Origin of the sequence: Agromyces atrinae (assembly GCF_013407835.1) — a bacterium.
GTDB lineage: Bacteria > Actinomycetota > Actinomycetes > Actinomycetales > Microbacteriaceae > Agromyces > Agromyces atrinae.
Genome location: NZ_JACCBI010000001.1, coordinates 1,087,579 through 1,105,415, shown reverse-complemented (window position 1 = coordinate 1,105,415; position 17,837 = coordinate 1,087,579). Strand labels below are relative to the sequence as shown.

Genomic DNA, 17,837 nt, shown 5'->3' with positions numbered 1-17,837 from the left:
AATGCTCGGGATCGGGCATCGCGTCGTTTACGTATTCGTCACGACACGGATCTAGTGTGTGGAGGGTGAAGGCCATCCGTAAGTTCACCGTCCGTGCCGTCGTGCCGGAACCGCTTGCTGCACTCGAAGATCTCGCTGCGAATCTGCGGTGGTCGTGGCACGAACCGACCCGCCGTCTCTTCGAGCACATCGACGCGACGCTCTGGAACGACGTCGGCCACGACCCCGTCGCCCTCCTCGGCGAAGTGCACCAGGATCGGCTCTCGGCGCTCGCCGCCGACGAGTCGTTCATCGCGTGGACGACGCGTGAGCGCGACGCGCTCGCCGCCTACCTCTCCGAGCCGCGCTGGTTCCAGCACCTCGAGGGGCAGAAGCCGCGCGGTATCGCGTACTTCTCGCCCGAGTTCGGCATCGCCGCGGCCCTGCCGCAGTACTCCGGCGGACTCGGAATCCTCGCCGGCGACCACCTGAAGAGCGCATCCGACCTCGGGGTCCCGCTCACGGGTGTCGGCCTGTTCTACCGGTCGGGCTACTTCACCCAGGCGATCTCGCCCGACGGATGGCAGCTCGAGAGCTACCCGCTGCTCGACCCCGACGGCCTCCCGCTCTCGGTCCTTCGCCACCCCGACGGCTCGGCGGTGCACGTCACCCTCGCGCTGCCCGACGACCGCGAACTGCACGCACGGGTCTGGCAGGCCGCCGTCGGCCGCGTGACGCTGCTGCTGCTCGACACCGACATCCCCGAGAACGAGGACGACCTGCGGAGCGTCACCGACCGCCTCTACGGCGGCGGCGGCGAGCACCGACTGCTGCAGGAGCTCCTGCTCGGCATCGGCGGCGTGCGTGCCGTCGACCAGTGGGTCGAGGTCACGGGCGCACCGTCGCCCGACGTGTTCCACACCAACGAGGGTCACGCGGGCTTCCTCGGCCTCGAGCGCATCTCCGGCCTCATCGGCGAGGGCCTCTCCTTCGACGAGGCGCTGCAGATCGTGCGCGCCGGAACCGTCTTCACGACCCACACTCCCGTGCCCGCCGGCATCGACCGCTTCGACCGTGCACTCATCGAGCGCTACTTCGCGACCGACCTGCTCCCCGGCGTCGAGCCCGCCGACGTGCTCACCCTCGGGGTCGAACCGGGCGGAGACGCGAACGTCTTCAACATGGCGTACATGGGCCTCCGCATCGGTCAGCACGCCAACGGCGTCTCGAAGCTCCACGGCGAGGTCAGCCGTCGCATGTTCGGCGCGTTGTGGCCGGGCTTCGACTCCGAAGAGGTACCGATCGGATCGATCACGAACGGCGTGCACGCACCGACGTGGACCGACCCGGCTCTCCTCGAACTCGCCGAGTCCCGCCTGGGCACGAGCGACACGACGAGCGCCGACTGGCACTCCGACGCGATCAGCGACGGCGAACTCTGGTCGGTCAAGCTCCGCATGCGCGAGCAGCTCGTCGACGACGCCCGTCGGCGTCTGCGCGACTCATGGATCGGCCAGCACGAGGGAGGCACCCCTCCCGTATGGATGGACGAGCTGCTCGACCCGAACGTCCTGACGATCGGCTTCGCGCGCCGCGTTCCGACGTACAAGCGACTGACGCTCATGCTGCAGGACCCCGAGCGCCTCGCCGCCCTCCTGACCCACCCCGAGCGGCCCATCCAGATCATCATCGCCGGCAAGTCCCACCCGGCCGACGATGAGGGGAAGCGACTCATCCAGCGGCTTGTGCAGTTCACCCAGGACCCGGCCGTGCGTCGCCGCATCGTCTTCCTCCCCGACTACGACATCGGTATGGCGCAGCTCCTCTATCCGGGCTGCGACGTCTGGCTCAACAACCCGCTGCGCCCGCTCGAGGCGTGCGGCACGTCGGGCATGAAGGCCGCGCTCAACGGAGCGCTCAACCTCTCGATCCTCGATGGCTGGTGGGCCGAGTACTTCGACGGCGAGAACGGTTGGGCCATCCCGACGGCCGACGCCGCGGGCGACGACGCCGAGCGCGACCGGCTCGAGGCCGCCGCGCTCTACGACCTGCTCGAGCACCGCATCGCGCCGCTGTACTACGAGCGCGACGAGCCCACGGGCGCGTCGGCCGGCTGGATGCGACTCGTCCGCCACACGCTCGCGACCCTCTCGCCCGAGCTCAGCGCCGACCGCATGGTGCGCGACTACGTCGAGCACCTCTACCGGCCGGCGTCCGAGTACGCCGCGAAGATGGCGGATGCCGGTTTCCGGGCCGCTCGCGACCTCGCGGCCTGGAAGCAGCGCGTCGTCGGAGCCTGGCCGGGCGTGCAGGTCGTGCACGTCGAGTCGGGCGGCGTCGCTGCCGTGCCCTACGTCGGCGAAGAGCTGCACTTGCGCGCGCACGTCGAACTCGCGGGGCTCGACCCGGCCGACGTGACCGTCGAGGTCGTCTACGGTCGGTCGCGATCGACCGACGAGCTCGTCGACGTGCGCCGGGGCGAGCTCACGGCGCACGGCGATCCGGGAGAGGGAGCGCGCCTGTACACGGGCACCGTCCCCCTCGATCGCGCGGGGTCGTTCGGCTACACCGTTCGTGTCGTGCCGCGCAACCGTCTGCTCGTGAGCCCGGCCGAACTCGGCCTCCAGACCATCGCGAGCTGATCAGCGAGCGATCGCCGCGTAACTCGCCCCCGTCACTCGAACGAGATCGTCGGGGGCGAGTTCGATGTCGAATCCGCGCCGGCCGCCCGAGACGAACATCGTCTCGTGGAGGATGGCGCTCTCGTCGACGACGGTCGTGAGCGACGTCTTCTGCCCGAGCGGGCTGATGCCGCCCACGACGTAGCCGGTCTTCCGTTCGGCGACGCGCGGGTCGGCCATCTCGGCGCGCTTGCCTCCGACGGCGGCGGCGAGGGCCTTGAGGTCGAGGAGCGCCGTCACGGGCACCACGCCGACGACGAGATCGCCGTCGACGGTCGCGAGCAGCGTCTTGAACACGCGCTCGGGGTCGAGGCCGAGCTTCTCGGCGGCCTCGAGCCCGAAGCTCGCGGCGCGCGGATCGTGCTCGTAGGGGTGCGCGGTGAACTCGACTCCCGCGCGAGTGAGTGCGAGGGTCGCAGGGGTTCCGCCCGCGGCATCCGTCTTCTTGGCCATCGGTCGATCGGTCTCGTCAGTCGGCGCGGTAGAGCTGCATCGACGTGGGCTCGATCGAGACGACGTCGCCGGGGGAGTGCGCGGTCTCGGCGCGGCCGGGGCGCTCGTCGGCCGAGTCCCAGAGCTTCGTGTACGCGGTGGCGCCCGCGGCGGTCGCGAGCGTGATCTCGCCGGCCTCCTCGTGGGCGTGCACGACGAGGAGCACGCGGTTGGCCTGCTCGACCTCGGGCGTGGACGCTGCGACGTACTGCAGCGTGCGCTCAGCGGGGGAGTTCCAGTCCTCTTCCGACATCGTCACGCCCTCGGCGTTGAACCACTCCATGCGCGATGCGCTCGGCGTCTCTTCGCCGAACCGCCCGAAGCGCACGGGCCGGAGCGCGGGGTTCTCGTGGCGGAGGCGGAGGATCGTCCGCGTGACGTCTTCGAGGTCCTGCTGCCACTCCTCGCGCTCCCAGTCGAGCCAGGTCAGCTCGGAGTCGTGGCAGTAGGCGTTGTTGTTGCCGCGTTGCGAGCGGCCGTACTCGTCGCCCGCTGTGAGCATCGGCACACCCGCCGAGAGCAGGAGCGTGCCGAGGAGGTTGCGGATGGCCTTCCGACGCGTCGCGAGGATCGTCTCGTCGGTCGTGTCGCCCTCGACGCCGTGGTTGAACGAGTTGTTGTTGCTCGTGCCGTCGCGGTTGTCCTCGCCATTGCCGAGGTTGTGCTTCGTGTCGTAGGCGACGAGGTCGGCCATGGTGAAGCCGTCGTGCGCGGTGATGAAGTTGAGGCCGGCGAGCGGGCCGCGCTCGAGCGAGAAGGTGTTCGATGATCCGGCGAGGCGTGTCGCGAAACGGCCGATCCCGCTGCCCGCCGAGCCGGTCTCGCGTTCGCGGCGGATGTCGCCGAGCCAGAAGTCGCGCATGCGGTCGCGGTAGCGGTCGTTCCACTCGACGAATCCGCGAGCGAAGTTGCCGGTCTGCCAACCGCCGTAGCCGACGTCCCAGGGTTCGGCGATGATCTTCGTCGTCGAGAGGATCGGGTCGTCGAGCATGCCGCGCAGCAGTGGGTGGTCGCGCTCGAAGTCACCGTGCTCGCCACGGCCGAGAGTCGCCGCGAGGTCGAGCCGGAAGCCGTCGATCTGCACTTCCTCGGCCCAGTACCGCATCGAGTCGAGCACGAGCCGGATGGGGGCGTCCTTCCCGAAGTACACCGCGTTGCCGCAGCCGGTCGTGTCGACGTAGTGGCCGTGCGCGTCCTGTCGGTAGTAGCTCGCGTTGTCGATGCCGCGGAAGCTGTAGACGGGGCCCTCGGGGCCCTCTTCGGCCGTGTGGTTGTAGACGACGTCGAGGATGACCTCGAGGCCCGCCTCGTGGAGCAAGCGCACCATGCCCTTGAACTCGCGGAGCACCGCGTCGGAGCCCTGCGCCTGCGCGGCGCGGCTCGCGTACGCCGCGTGCGGTGCGAAGAAGCCGAGCGTGTTGTAGCCCCAGTAGTTCGTGAGGCCCTGCTTGACGAGTCGCTGCTCCGAGACGAACGCCTGCACGGGCAGCAGCTCGACGGTCGTGACGCCGAGGCTCTTCAGATAGGCGATCGACGACTCGTGCGCGAGACCCGCGTAGCTGCCGCGCAGTTCGGCGGGGATGGCGGGGTTCCGCTTGCTGAAGCCGCGCACGTGCGCCTCGTAGATGACCGCGTGGTCGAGTGGAACACGGGGCTTCTGCACACCGCCCCAGTCGAACGCGTCGTCGACGAACGTCGACCGCCAGCCGCTTCCCGGGCCGTCGACGCGGACGAGCCCGCGGGCGTAGGGGTCGAGCAGCAGCCGCTTCGGGTCGAACGCGTGGTTCGGGCCCTCGGGTCCGCCGACGCGGATGGCGTAGCTGCGACCGGGAACGAGGCTCCGTGAGCGGCCCGTCCACACGTCGTGGGCGTCGCGCGTCATGGTGACGGTGCGCACGGCCCACGACGGGTCACGGTCGTCGAAGATCGCGAGTTCCATCGAGGTCGCGGCATGCGACCAGACGCGCAGTTCGCCGCCGTGTGACGTCATGCGCACGCCGAGATCGCGCAGGGGGTCGCTCGCAGTCATGCGATCTACAGTAGTTGTGCGGCGAGGGGACCCTCGTCCATCTCCGACCCCCCGAGGAGGCGACGGATGCCGGTCTATCTCGACCACGCGGCGACGACGCCGCTTCGCCCCGAGGCGCGTGACGCCCTCGTCGCGGCGCTCGGCGTCGTCGGCAATCCGTCGTCGATCCACACCATGGGGCAGCACGCGAAGCGACTGCTCGAAGAGGCGCGCGAGACGATCGCGTCGGGCCTCGGTGCCGATCCCATCGAGGTCGTCTTCACGAGCACCGGCACCGAAGCCGTGAACCTCGCGATCAAGGGCCTCTACTGGCGCCGGCAGCAGGACGCCCTGCGCCCCGTCGTCGTCGTCCCCGACGGCGAGCACCACGCGACGATCGACACGGTCGAGTGGCTCGAGCGGCACGAAGGCGCCGAGATCGTCCACGTCCCACTCGATGCGGACGGCCGCGTCGACGTGACCGCGCTCGAGGCGGTCCTCGAGCGCGAGGGGCAGCGCGTCGCCGTCGTGTCGATGCTCTGGGCGAGCAACGAGATCGGCACGATCCAACCCGTCGAGGCCGTGGCGGCGCTCGCCGCGAGGTACGACGTCCCCCTGCACGTCGACGCGATCGCCGCATACGGTCACGTGCCCATCGATCTGAAAGCCGTCCGGGCGGCGTCGGGCTCCCGCGGCGCGACGGGCCTCGTCGCCGTGAGCGTCTCGGCGCACAAGATCGGCGGACCGGTCGGCATCGCCGCCCTCGTGCTCGCCCGTTCGGCAGAGGTCGAGCCGCTCCTGCACGGCGGAGGGCAGCAGCGACGCCTGCGCTCCGGCACACAGGACCTCGCCGCCGCGGTGTCGTTCGCAGCCGCGTCATCCGTCGCCCTCGCCGATCTCGATGCCGAGTCGGCGCGCCTCGGCGCACTGCGCGATCGACTCGTCGCGGGCGTCGCGGAGAGCGTTCCGGGCGCGCGGCTCAACGGCGACGCGCACGACCGTCTGCCGGGCAATGCGCACTTCTCGTTCGAGGGTTGCGAGGGCGATTCGCTCCTCTTCCTCCTCGACGCGTCGGGCGTCTCGGTGTCGACGGGATCGGCGTGCCAGGCCGGCGTCGCCGAGCCCTCGCACGTCCTGCTCGCCCTCGGACGCAGCGAGGTCGAGGCGCGAGGAGCACTGCGGGTCACCCTCGGGCACACGACGACGGATGACGACGTCGACGCGTTCCTCGCCGCACTGCCCGCCGCGCACGCGCAGGCCTCGCGAGCGGGCATGGCGGCGCGTTCCACCTCGTTCGACCGCTGAGCTCGCTCGCCCTCCCAGCCGCCGCCCCGCAGGCCTCGCGTAGGATGTGCGGGTGAAGGTTCTTGCAGCGATGAGTGGTGGGGTCGACTCCGCCGTCGCCGCCGCGCGTGCCGTCGACGCGGGCCACGAGGTCGTCGGTGTGCACCTCGCGCTCAGCCGCATGCCGGGCACGCTCCGCACGGGCAGCCGCGGCTGCTGCACGATCGAGGACTCGATGGACGCGCAGCGGGCGGCCAACAAACTCGACATCCCGTACTACGTGTGGGACTTCTCGGAGCGGTTCAAGGCCGACGTCGTCGACGACTTCATCGCCGAGTACTCGGCCGGCCGGACCCCCAACCCCTGCATGCGCTGCAACGAACGCATCAAGTTCGCCGCGCTCCTCGAGAAGGCGATCGCCCTCGGTTTCGACGCCGTGTGCACGGGCCACTACGCGACGATCACCGTCGACGAGGCCGGCAACCGCGAACTGCACCGCGCGAGCGCGTGGGCGAAGGACCAGTCGTACGTGCTCGGAGTGCTCACCGCCGAGCAGCTCGCGCACGCGTACTTCCCCCTCGGCGACACCCCGTCGAAGGACCTCGTGCGCGCCGAGGCCGAGCGTCGCGGACTGTCGGTCGCCCAGAAGCCCGACTCGCACGACATCTGCTTCATCCCCGACGGCGACACGCGTGGCTGGCTCGCCGAGCGCGTCGGCACGGCGACAGGCGAGGTGCTCGATCGCTCCGGCGCGGTCGTCGGCTCGCACGAGGGCGCGCACGCCTTCACCGTGGGTCAGCGTCGGGGCCTCCGCCTCGGCACTCCCGCCGACGACGGCAAGCCGCGCTTCGTGCTCGAGGTGCGGCCGAAGGAGAACACCGTCATCGTCGGTCCGAAGGAAGCGCTCGCCATCGGCGAGATCGCGGGAGTCCGGTACACGTGGGCCGGTCTCGCCCCCGTCGATGCGACGACGCCGTTCGCGTGCGACGTGCAGATCCGCGCGCACGCCGACCCCGTTCCGGCCGTCGCGCGTCTCGACGGCGACGAGTTCGTCGTCGTCCCCGACATCCCGCTCGACGGCGTCGCGCCGGGACAGACCGCCGTCGTCTACCTCGGCACGCGGGTGCTCGGGCAGTTCACGATCGACCGCACGGTGAGCGCGGTTCCCGTGCCCGCCTGACCTCGGTCAGAACCAGAAGGGGCTCGGGGCGATCGTGCTCACGGCCTCGTCGAGCCCCTCGGGTGCTTCGGCGCCCAGCAGTTCGCTCTGGAGTGCACGCCGGATCTCCTCCGCGTCATCCGATGCCGGTCCGCCGAGGAGGTCGACGGCGTCCTCGATGAGGCGCGCGAGTTCGAGCACCGTGATCGCCGAGAGCAGCGCGCCGTCGCGGAGGTCTTCGACGCCCTCCGAGTCGTCGCCGCTGAAGCGCGTCGGGCGTCCGCCGAGGCGGTCGGCGCGTTCGATGAGCGCGCTGATGACCTTCGGCGGCTGCACGAGGTCGGGGCGTGCGGCGCCCGTCGACGCGGCCGCAGCCGCCGTGTGCACCGAGACGCGGTGAGCGATGCCGAGCACGAGGCGCGCAAGTTGCTCGGCATCCCCGAGGGCGAGGGTGAGCACGGGGTCGAGGAAGCTCGACTGGCTCGTCGCGCGGAACGAGGAGCCCTCCCCGATGAAGAGCGGGTTGGCGGATGTGCGGCCGAGTCGTCGTTCGAGGGCGGAGCCCAGGTGTCGGAACGTCGTGAGAGCCGTATCGATGACGGGTGCGGAGTCGCGGAGACTCACGGGCGCCTGCGCGTCGCCCGGAGGCGGCGACGGATGACGGTCGAACACGGAGACGAGTTGTTCGGCGGGGAGCCCGTCACCGCGCACGGGTGCCGTCTCGGCGACGGGCGAGTGGCGGGCGAGCAGCGCGAGGACACGCGACGTCGCATCGATGAGCTTCAGTGACGCGAGCGTCGCGACGGCCGCGGCGTAGAACGATCCGTTGATGAGGGCGATCGTGCTGCCGCTGACGAGTGCGCGGTCGCCGACGACGGCCGAGGCCCACCACGACGCCGGGACGACGTCGCCCGAGCCGTAGGAGGCCGACCAGGCGCCCCGGATCGGCCGGTCGAATCGGGTCGTGGACTCGACGACGAGGTCGTAGAGGTCGGGATCGATGCCGCTGCCGCCCTGGTGCAGCTGCTCGGTCTTCGCGGCCGACACGAGACGGGCGACGGATGCCGAGATGTCGTAGGCGTCGCCGATGAGGTGGCTCTCGAGGAGCAGACGCTGGGTCGCGTGCACGTCGTCGACTCCGGTGAGCTCGGCGTCGAGGTGGCCGAGGAGGGTCGTGAATCCGTAGATGCTCGGAACCGGGTCCGCCGAGAGGAGACCGTCGACGGCCGCGCGCTCGGCGACGATGCGTTCGCGTGCTTCCCGCCAGGCCGGCGCGGGAGAGCGCGTCGCGAGGCTCGCGACGACGCGGCCGAGAGCGGCCCTCGAGACGTTCGGGGCGTTCATACGGCTCTCCGTGCGCGTCGCGAGAGCGCCAGCAGGCCGATGACGAGGAGGATGATTCCGGCCGTCGCGGCGAACAGCCAGTCGGTCTCGACCGATCGGAACCAGCTCAGGACGCCGAGCGGCGAACCCGTGCCGGGGACCGCGTCGACCCCCGAGAACGACGTCGAGATGAACGACAGTAAGAGGTCGATGAAGACCACGAGGGAGAGCACGACACCGATCGCGCCGACGAGACCCTGATAGGTGCGGTCGAGCGCGTCCTTCCGTTGACGGATGACGGCGGCGATGTCGGAGATCCGTCGGCCGACGCGCTCGGCCACCTCGTCGTAGTTCCAGGCCGAGAGGGACGCGCGTGCCGCCGCGCGCCGTGCGCCCTGGATGCTGAGGAGCACGTCGTCGTAGGCGAGGTGGTGGGCGGCCATGCCCGCCGAGAGCTTCTGCAGGTCGTCGAGCGTGCTCTGGTAGCCGCGTCGCCGAGCGACGGAGTCACGATCGACGACGTTGTGCACGATGCGCGCCGATTCGGCCGAGAGCGCTTCGATCTCGCGCCACACGGTCTGCGCATCGACGAGGCCCATGAGGATCTGCTGCGCCATCGCGTCGTCGCCGGGAGGCCAGCCGCGCACCGCGTTGTTACCCCACCCGAAGTCGGCGAGGATCGGTGGCTCCGCGCTGCTCGCGACGAGTTCGGCGGTCACGATCGACGCGTCGTTCCACTGCGCGGGCACGGCCGTGTCGTTCGGCAGGAGGACGGTGCGATTGACCCACAGCAGCTGAGCGTCGGCGGGCGCATCGGACGATCGGAGGATCGCGGCGGCCACATCGCTGAGCGCCGCCTCGATCGTGAGGACGTCGAGCGGTGCGCTCGCCGCGTCGGTGTGCTCGACGAGGGCGGCGAGCACGGACTCCGACCGCGATGCGACGAGCCAGGCCGCCTCGATGCGGAAACCGGCCGGTGCTGCGCGAGCCAACCGCTCGGGCGAGACGCCCCGCCACTCCTGGTGCAGTTCGCTCTGACGGTGATCGAGTCTGCTGCGGACCGCGACGCCCGTGCCGAGGATGCGCGAGCGCGACCCGTCGCTCGCTGTGACGGGCGGGGGCGGGGGCGTCGTGCCCGCACCCTCGACGGGTGCGACAAGAAAGTACTTCACCGTGTGCTGCTCCTTCGACGTACCCCATCATGCAGGAAGTGGCGACGCTTCTGCCCGGCGCCGACGGCCCCGTTACCGTTCGGCGGGTTTCGCGACGTCGCACGGAGAACGTCGGTGGTCAGTCCTAGGCTGAACGGGTGAGCGATATTCCCGAGGGTTTCGAGGCGGCGCACGACGAGTCGGAGCGCCTCAGAGAGAGCATCGAGCGGTTCAGGCTCGCCTACCATTCCGAGGGCGTGAGCCTCGTGAGCGATGCCGAGTACGACGTGCTCATCAGGCGTCTCGAGCAGCTCGAAGCCGAGTACCCCGAGCTCGTCAGCCAAGACAGCCCGACGCAGCAGGTCGGTGCAGCCGTCGTCTCGGCCGGCTTCCCTCCCCACGAACACGCCGAGCGACTCCTCAGCCTCGACAACGTCTTCACGCTCGAGGAGTTCCGGGAGTGGGCGGCGAAGACCCTCGCCGCCGCCGGTCGCCCGGTGCGATGGCTCAGCGAACTCAAGATCGACGGTCTCGCGATCAGCCTCGCCTTCCGTGACGGAGCGCTCGAGACGGCGACGACGCGCGGCGATGGGCGCGTGGGCGAAGACATCACCGAGAACGTCGACTGGATTCCCGCGATCCCGACGCGACTCGAGGGTGAGGGGTATCCCGACTTCTTCGAGGTGCGCGGCGAGATCTTCCTGCGAACGCTCGACTTCGAGGCGCTCAACGATCGGCAGCACGAGCTGCAGGCCGCCTTCGAGGCGGACTGGATCGCGAAGGGGCGCTCGCCGGAGGAGATCCCCGTCCGGTACGCCGAGTTCGCCAACGCTCGCAACACCGCGGCGGGCAGCCTGCGCCAGCGTCGAGAGAAGAAGTCGGAGGCCGAGCTCGCGCTCATGCGCGAGCGGCTCGGTCGGCTCTCGCTCTATCTGCACGGCATCGGCGCGTGGCCCGACCCGCCCGTCGAGTCGCAGTCCGAGGTCTACGAACTCCTGGCCGCGTGGGGTCTGCCGGTCTCGCCGCACTCTCGCGTGTTCGAGACGGTCGAGGAGGTCGAGGCGTACATCGTCGACCGCGGCGAGCACCGCCACAGTGTCGAGCACGAGATCGACGGCGTCGTCGTCAAGGTCGACGAACTCGCCCTACACGACGAGCTCGGGGCCACGAGCCGGGCTCCGCGGTGGGCGATCGCCTACAAGTACCCGCCCGAAGAGGTGCACACGCGTCTGCTCGACATCGTCGTGAGCGTGGGTCGCACGGGCCGTGCCACCCCCTTCGCCGTCATGGAACCCGTCCGCGTCGCGGGAAGCGTCGTGAGGCAAGCGACCCTGCACAATCAGGACGTCGTGCGCATGAAGGGAGTCCTCATCGGCGACATCGTCGTGCTGCGGAAGGCCGGCGACGTCATCCCCGAGGTCCTCGGCCCCGTCCTCGAGCGTCGTGACGGAACGGAACGAGAGTTCGTCATGCCGGCCGTCTGCCCCGAGTGCGGCACCGAGCTCCGCCCCATGAAGGAGGGCGACATCGACCTGCGCTGCCCCAATGCGCGGTCGTGCCCCGCCCAGGTTCGGGGTCGCGTCGAGCACATCGGTTCGAGGGGAGCCCTCGACATCGAGGCGCTCGGTGAGGTCACCGCGGCGGCTCTCACCCAGCCCGAGGTTCCCGTCGAGGCGCCGCTCGAGACGGAGGCGGGCCTCTTCGAACTGACGATCGACGACCTGCTGCCGATCGAGGTCATCGTCCGGAACGCCGAGACCGGTCTGCCGGAGGTCGACGACGACGGCACCCCGAGACGGCGGACACCGTTCCGCCGGGTCCAGCTCGAATACCCGCCGGAGGCGGAGGGGCTCGACGCGGCCGGCCGCCGCCGGGCCAAGATCACGAAGAACCATCCCGTGATCTACCCGTCGGCCGCGGCCGTGACGCTCCTCGAACAGCTCGAGCTGGCCAAGACGAAGCCGCTCTGGCGACTGTTCGTCTCGCTCAACATCCGCCACGTCGGTCCGGTCGCGGCCCGAGCGCTCGCCGACCACTTCGGATCGCTCGACGCCGTTCGTACGGCCGAGCGGGAGCAGCTCGCCGAGGTCGACGGCGTGGGCCCGACGATCGCCGATTCGCTCATCGAATGGTTCGCGGTCGACTGGCACGACGAGATCATCACGCGCTGGCGCGAGGCCGGTGTGCAGTTCGCCACGCCGGGTCACCCCGGTCCGGGAGCCGCAGCGGCCGCGGGGGGAGTGCTCGCCGGGATCACCGTCGTCGCGACCGGCTCGCTCGACGGATTCACCCGTGAGGGTGCGCAGGAGGCGATCATCGCCGCGGGAGGCAAGGCCGCGTCGAGCGTCTCGAAGAACACCGACTTCGTCGCCGCCGGTCCCGGCGCCGGTTCGAAACTCGGCAAGGCCGAAGCGCTCGGCATCCGAGTGCTCGACGCCGCGCAGTTCGCGATCCTCGTCACGGAGGGCCCCGACGCGCTCGACGGCTGAGGCCGCGCACTACTCTGTGGGAAACGGTCGGGAGGGCGGACATGGCGCGAGGGAAGAAGCGGGTCGATTCGAGCCAGCCTGATTCGAGCCGGTCTATTTCGAGCCGGTCTGATTCCGTCGACGAGACATCCGGGCCGGGATCGTCGCGTCGCGACTTCCTGAAGTACGGCGGCATCGCCGCGGCCGGAGTGGTCGTCGGGGGAGCGGCCGGCGGCGCGACGGGCGCAGCGATCGGTCACCAGCTCGGGTTCGCCGAGGGTGCCGACGACTTCGCGGCACTCAACCCGCGCGAGGTCGCCGGTTTCGACCACCTCATCGTCGTCATGGGCGAGAACCGGTCCTTCGACAACCTCCTCGGGTGGCTCTACACGCCCGACACGCTTCCGTCGGGCGAATCCTTCGACGGGCTCGCGTTCGGCGACTACGCCAACACGGCCCCCGACGGCTCGCGCGTCGCCGCTCATGTCTACGACGGGGCGACCGACACGGTGATGGGCATGCCGAACCCCGACCCGGGCGAAGAGTTCCCCCACGTCAACACGCAGATCTTCGGAACGGTCGATCCGGCATCGAACGCGAAGCTCTACGTCGAAGCGATGGCGGCCCCCTTCAACGCCCCCGCCGCGGGCACGGCACCGACGATGGACGGCTTCCTCGCCGACTACGTCATCAACTACGAACGACTGAAGAAGGGCGTCGCACCGTCGAGCGAGGAGGCCGCGCAGATCATGGGCGGCTTCTCGCCCGAGATGCTTCCGGTGCTCTCGACGCTCGCGAAGGAGTTCGCGGTGTTCGACCACTGGTTCTGCGCCGTTCCCTCGCAGACGTTCTGCAACCGGTCGTTCTTCCACGCGTCGCAGTCGCACGGCTTCGTCACCAACAAGCACGGCGGCGGATACGACAAGTGGCTCGATGCCGACCCCATCCCGACGATCTTCAACAGGCTCGAAGACGCGGGGCTCAGTTGGCGCATCTACTTCGACGAACTGCAGCTCGTCTCGTTCACCGGCGTGCTCCACGCGCCGACGCTCGAGAAGTACTGGGCGACCGACCACTTCGCCACGATGGACCAGTTCTACCGCGATGCTCGGGAGGGAACGCTGCCGGCCTATGCGTTCATCGAGCCCCGCATGACGTACAACCACAACGACTTCCACCCGCCCTTCGGTACGCTCCGCGAGAGTGCGGTCGACGGCTCGACCGTCATCGACAGCGCCGTCTCCGACGTGCGCGCCGGAGAGGCGCTGATCTTCCAGATCTACAACGCCGTGAAGTCGAGCGCCTCGCCGACGGGGTCGAATGCGCTCAACACCATGCTGCTCATCACCTTCGACGAGCACGGGGGCACCTTCGACCATGTCGCGCCGCCCGAGGCCGAACCGCCGACGAGCGCGGGGGCCGGTGAGATGGGGTTCGGCTTCGATCGCCTCGGGTGCCGTGTGCCGGCCATCGCGATCTCCGCGTACACGCGATCGGGAACGATCATCCACGATGAGATGCATCACGGCTCCGTCATCTCGACGCTCAATCGTCGCCACGGTCTGAAGCCGCTGACACGGCGCGACGAAGGCGCCAACGACCTGTTCTCGATCGTGAACCGCTCGAGCCCCCGTCATCCGTCGACGTGGCCCTCCCCGACGCCGCAGTACCTCCCGCCGAACCCGCAGGCGACGGCGCCGCACCCGGCTCACGCCCATAAGGACAAGCCCCTGAGCCCGCCCGCGCGCGGTCTGCTCGGACTGCTGCTCGCGCGCGCGGGGGTGCCCGACGATGAAGAACCGCAGACCTACGGCGACGCGTACAAGGCCCTGCACACCCACGGCGTGGGGCTGTTCGGAGCCCGTGCGGTCGACTGACACCACCCGAGCGGCGCGCCGAGAGCGGCTCGCCGAATAGAATCGGATCAACCCCCTCACTTGCCGATGGAGACCCATGTCTGAAATCAGCGCCGAGCAGGTCGCGCACCTCGCCGGCCTCGCGCGCATCGCGCTCAGCCCCGAAGAGATCGAGACCCTCACGACGGAGCTCGGTCAGATCATGACCGCCGTCGAGAAGGTGAGCGAGGTGGCGACGCCCGACGTGCCGCCGACGAGCCACCCGATCCCGCTCGAGAACGTCTACCGCGACGATGTCATCGGCGACGACGTGCTCACCGTCGAGGAGGCGCTCTCGGGCGCCCCCGAGAGTGACGGCAGCCGGTTCGTCGTGTCCGCGATCCTGGGAGAAGAACAGTGAGCGACCTCACCCGACTGAGCGCGAGCGCGCTCGGCGAAGCACTCCGCGCGGGCGACGTGTCGTCCGTCGAGGCGACCCGCGCCCACCTCGACCGCATCGACGCGGTCGACGGCGCCGTCCACGCCTTCCTGCACGTCGCGGGCGAGCACGCCCTCGAGACGGCTGCCGATGTCGACCGCCGCCGCGCCGCGGGCGAGTCGCTCCACGAGCTCGCCGGCGTCCCCATCGCAATCAAGGACGTGCTCGTCACGAAGGGCATGCCCTCGACGGCCGGCTCCCGCATCCTCGAGGGCTGGCTCCCGCCGTACGATGCGACGCCCGTCACGCGCATCCGCGAAGCCGGTCTCATCCCTCTCGGCAAGACGAACATGGACGAATTCGCCATGGGTTCGTCGACCGAGCACTCCGCGTACGGTCCGACGCACAACCCCTGGGACCTCGACCGCATCCCCGGCGGCTCCGGCGGCGGTTCGGCCGCGGCCGTCGCCGCCTTCGAGGCGCCCCTCGCCCTCGGCAGCGACACGGGCGGCTCGATCCGCCAGCCCGCTCACGTCACGGGCACGGTCGGCGTGAAGCCGACCTACGGCGCCGTCAGCCGCTACGGCTCGATCGCGCTCGCCTCGTCGCTCGACCAGATCGGCCCCGTCACGCGCACCGTGCTCGACGCGGCTCTGCTCCACGACATCATCGGCGGACACGACCCGAAGGACTCGACGTCGATCCCCGGCACCTGGCCGTCCATGGCCGACGCCGTGCGGCGAGCGGATGTCGCGGGCTTGCGTATCGGAGTGATCCGCGAACTCGACGGCGAAGGCTTCCAGGCCGGCGTCCTCGCGCGTTTCCACGAGGCTCTCGCGCTGCTCGAGAAGAACGGTGCCGAGATCGTCGAGGTCAGCGCCCCGCACTTCGAGTACGCCGTCGCGGCGTACTACCTGATCATGCCCGCCGAGGCGTCGTCGAACCTCGCCAAGTTCGACTCGGTGCGCTTCGGCCTCCGGGTGAACCCCGAGGGCGGCGGAACGGTCGAGCAGGTCATGGCGGCGACGCGTGAGGCCGGCTTCGGCCCCGAGACGAAGCGACGCATCATCCTCGGCACCTACGCCCTGTCGGCCGGCTACTACGACGCCTACTACGGCAGCGCCCAGAAGGTGCGCACGCTCGTGCAGCGCGACTTCGACGCCGCGTTCGCCGGCGTCGACGTGCTCGCCTCGCCGACGGCCCCGACGACGGCGTTCCGTCTCGGCGAGAAGCTCGACGACCCGCTCGCGATGTACCTCAACGACATCGCGACGATCCCCGCGAACCTCGCGGGCGTACCGGGCATCTCGGTGCCCGCCGGCCTCGCCGACGAAGACGGACTCCCCGTCGGCATCCAGTTCCTGGCGCCGGCTCGCGAGGACGCTCGACTCTACGGTGTCGGCGGCGCTCTCGAGCGACTACTCGAAGACCAGTGGGGCGGCCCGCTGCTCGCGAAGGCGCCGTCGCTCACCCCGCACGAAATGGCTGCGACCGAGGAAGGTGCGCTCTGATGGCTCGCGCAGAACTCATGGACTTCGACCGCGCACTCGAGCTCTTCGAGCCGGTGATCGGTCTCGAGGTGCACGTCGAACTCAACACGAAGACGAAGATGTTCTCGGCCGCGCCGAACGACTTCGGTTCCGACCCGAACACGAACGTCACTCCGACGTGCCTCGGTCTTCCCGGTTCTCTCCCCGTGGTCAACGGTCAGGCCGTGCGGTACTCGATCAGCCTCGGCCTCGCGCTCGGCTGCTCGATCGCCCCGTCGAGCCGCTTCGCGCGGAAGAACTACTTCTACCCCGACCTCGCGAAGAACTACCAGATCTCGCAGTACGACGAGCCGATCGCCTTCGACGGCAGCGTCGAGGTCGAGCTCGCCGACGGCCGCGCCTTCGAGATCCCCATCGAGCGGGCGCACATGGAAGAGGACGCGGGCAAGCTCACGCACGTCGGCGGCTCGACCGGTCGCATCCAGGGCGCCGAGTACTCGCTCGTCGACTACAACCGCGCCGGTGTTCCCCTCGTCGAGATCGTGACCCGTCCGATCTTCGGAGCCGAGGGCGACGCCCCCGAGCTCGCGAAGGCGTACGTCGCGACGATCCGCGACATCGTGCTCGCGCTCGGTATCTCCGACGCGAAGATGGAGCGCGGCAACCTGCGGTGCGATGCGAACGTCTCGCTCCGCCCGCGCGGAGCCGAGAAGCTCGGCACACGCACCGAGACGAAGAACGTCAACTCGCTGCGTTCGATCGAGCGCGCCGTGCGCTACGAGATCCAACGTCAGGCCGCGATCCTCGCGAAGGGCGGCTCGATCACCCAGGAGACGCGCCACTGGCACGAGGACACGGGTGCGACGAGCGCCGGCCGCCCGAAGAGCGATGCCGACGACTACCGTTACTTCCCCGAGCCCGACCTCCTGCCCGTCGTTCCGGCGCCCGAGCTCATCGAGGAGCTGCGTGCTGCCCTTCCCGAGGCTCCGGCGGCGCGTCGTCGCCGCCTCAAGGAGGAGTGGGGCTTCACCGATCTCGAGTTCCAGGACGTCGCGAACTCGGGCCTCCTCATCGAACTCGCCGAGACCGTCGCAGCCGGTGCGACCCCGGCCGCCGCTCGCAAGTGGTGGACGGGTGAGATCGCCCGCCTCGCGAACGCGAGCGATGCGGAGGCCTCGACCCTCGTCTCTCCGCAGCACGTCGCCGAGCTCGCCGGACTCGTCGAGGCCGGTACGCTGACCGACCGTCTCGCGCGCCAGGTGCTCGAGGGCGTCGTCGCGGGCGAGGGCTCGCCGAGCGAGGTCGTCGAGGCGCGTGGTCTCGCGGTCGTCTCCGACGACGGTGCGCTCATCGCAGCGATCGACGACGCTCTCGCGGCTCAGCCCGACGTTCTCGCGAAGATCCGCGACGGCAAGGTGCAGGCCGCCGGCGCCGTCATCGGTGCCGTCATGAAGGCGATGAAGGGTCAGGCCGACGCCGCGCGTGTGCGCGAACTCGTGCTCGAGCGCGCCAACGCCTGATCGCTCTC

General features: G+C 70.0%; 12 protein-coding genes. 8 read left to right on the top strand and 4 right to left on the bottom strand.

The window, feature by feature from the left end:
- The first annotated feature begins 65 nt into the window (after positions 1-65).
- Positions 66-2,621, top strand: a complete 2,556-nt coding sequence (gene glgP, locus BJ972_RS05370; RefSeq protein WP_129172784.1) for an alpha-glucan family phosphorylase — start codon at positions 66-68, stop codon at positions 2,619-2,621.
- On the opposite strand, the gene ybaK is transcribed toward glgP, so the two are convergent.
- Entirely contained in the window at positions 2,622-3,113 is a 492-nt protein-coding gene (ybaK, locus tag BJ972_RS05365) for a Cys-tRNA(Pro) deacylase (RefSeq protein ID WP_129172783.1), read from the bottom strand.
- Positions 3,114-3,129: 16 nt separating this feature from the next.
- Positions 3,130-5,181, bottom strand: coding sequence for a glycogen debranching protein GlgX (gene glgX / locus BJ972_RS05360; protein WP_129172782.1), 2,052 nt, complete (start codon positions 5,179-5,181; stop codon positions 3,130-3,132).
- A gap of 66 nt (positions 5,182-5,247) precedes the next feature.
- On the opposite strand from glgX, the gene BJ972_RS05355 reads away from it, so the two are divergent.
- Positions 5,248-6,465: a cysteine desulfurase family protein gene (locus BJ972_RS05355; protein ID WP_129172781.1), complete on the top strand. Its 1,218-nt coding sequence runs from the start codon at positions 5,248-5,250 to the stop codon at positions 6,463-6,465.
- Positions 6,466-6,517: 52 nt separating this feature from the next.
- A complete protein-coding gene (mnmA, locus tag BJ972_RS05350) occupies positions 6,518-7,624 on the top strand; it encodes a tRNA 2-thiouridine(34) synthase MnmA (RefSeq protein WP_241830719.1) in 1,107 nt (368 codons plus the stop codon).
- A 6-nt stretch (positions 7,625-7,630) separates the two neighbouring features.
- On the opposite strand, the gene BJ972_RS05345 is transcribed toward mnmA, so the two are convergent.
- Together BJ972_RS05345 and BJ972_RS05340 are read right to left on the bottom strand one after the other, a co-directional pair.
- A complete protein-coding gene (locus BJ972_RS05345) occupies positions 7,631-8,947 on the bottom strand; it encodes an aromatic amino acid lyase (protein WP_129172780.1) in 1,317 nt (438 codons plus the stop codon).
- Positions 8,944-10,098 (bottom strand): hypothetical protein, encoded by a 1,155-nt coding sequence (locus tag BJ972_RS05340; protein ID WP_129172779.1) that lies wholly within the window; start codon positions 10,096-10,098, stop codon positions 8,944-8,946. The genes BJ972_RS05345 and BJ972_RS05340 overlap by 4 nt, the downstream gene beginning before the upstream one ends.
- A 137-nt stretch (positions 10,099-10,235) precedes the next feature.
- Between BJ972_RS05340 and ligA the strand changes: the two genes are divergently transcribed.
- The 5 genes from ligA (at position 10,236) to gatB (ending at position 17,829) form a co-directional block, all read left to right on the top strand.
- Positions 10,236-12,566: an NAD-dependent DNA ligase LigA gene (gene ligA, locus BJ972_RS05335; RefSeq protein ID WP_129172778.1), complete on the top strand. Its 2,331-nt coding sequence runs from the start codon at positions 10,236-10,238 to the stop codon at positions 12,564-12,566.
- Between the two features lie 41 nt (positions 12,567-12,607).
- Complete coding sequence (locus BJ972_RS05330) at positions 12,608-14,422, top strand: alkaline phosphatase family protein (protein WP_129172777.1); 1,815 nt, start codon at positions 12,608-12,610, stop codon at positions 14,420-14,422.
- 76 nt (positions 14,423-14,498) lie between these two features.
- Entirely contained in the window at positions 14,499-14,801 is a 303-nt protein-coding gene (gene gatC, locus BJ972_RS05325; protein ID WP_129172776.1) for an Asp-tRNA(Asn)/Glu-tRNA(Gln) amidotransferase subunit GatC, read from the top strand.
- Entirely contained in the window at positions 14,798-16,330 is a 1,533-nt protein-coding gene (gatA, locus tag BJ972_RS05320; RefSeq protein WP_129172775.1) for an Asp-tRNA(Asn)/Glu-tRNA(Gln) amidotransferase subunit GatA, read from the top strand. Before gatC ends, gatA begins: the two co-directional genes overlap by 4 nt.
- The gene (gene gatB / locus BJ972_RS05315) at positions 16,330-17,829 is read left to right on the top strand and encodes an Asp-tRNA(Asn)/Glu-tRNA(Gln) amidotransferase subunit GatB (protein WP_129172774.1); all 1,500 of its coding nucleotides are present in this window, start codon (positions 16,330-16,332) and stop codon (positions 17,827-17,829) included. Before gatA ends, gatB begins: the two co-directional genes overlap by 1 nt.
- The last annotated feature ends 8 nt before the right edge of the window (positions 17,830-17,837 follow it).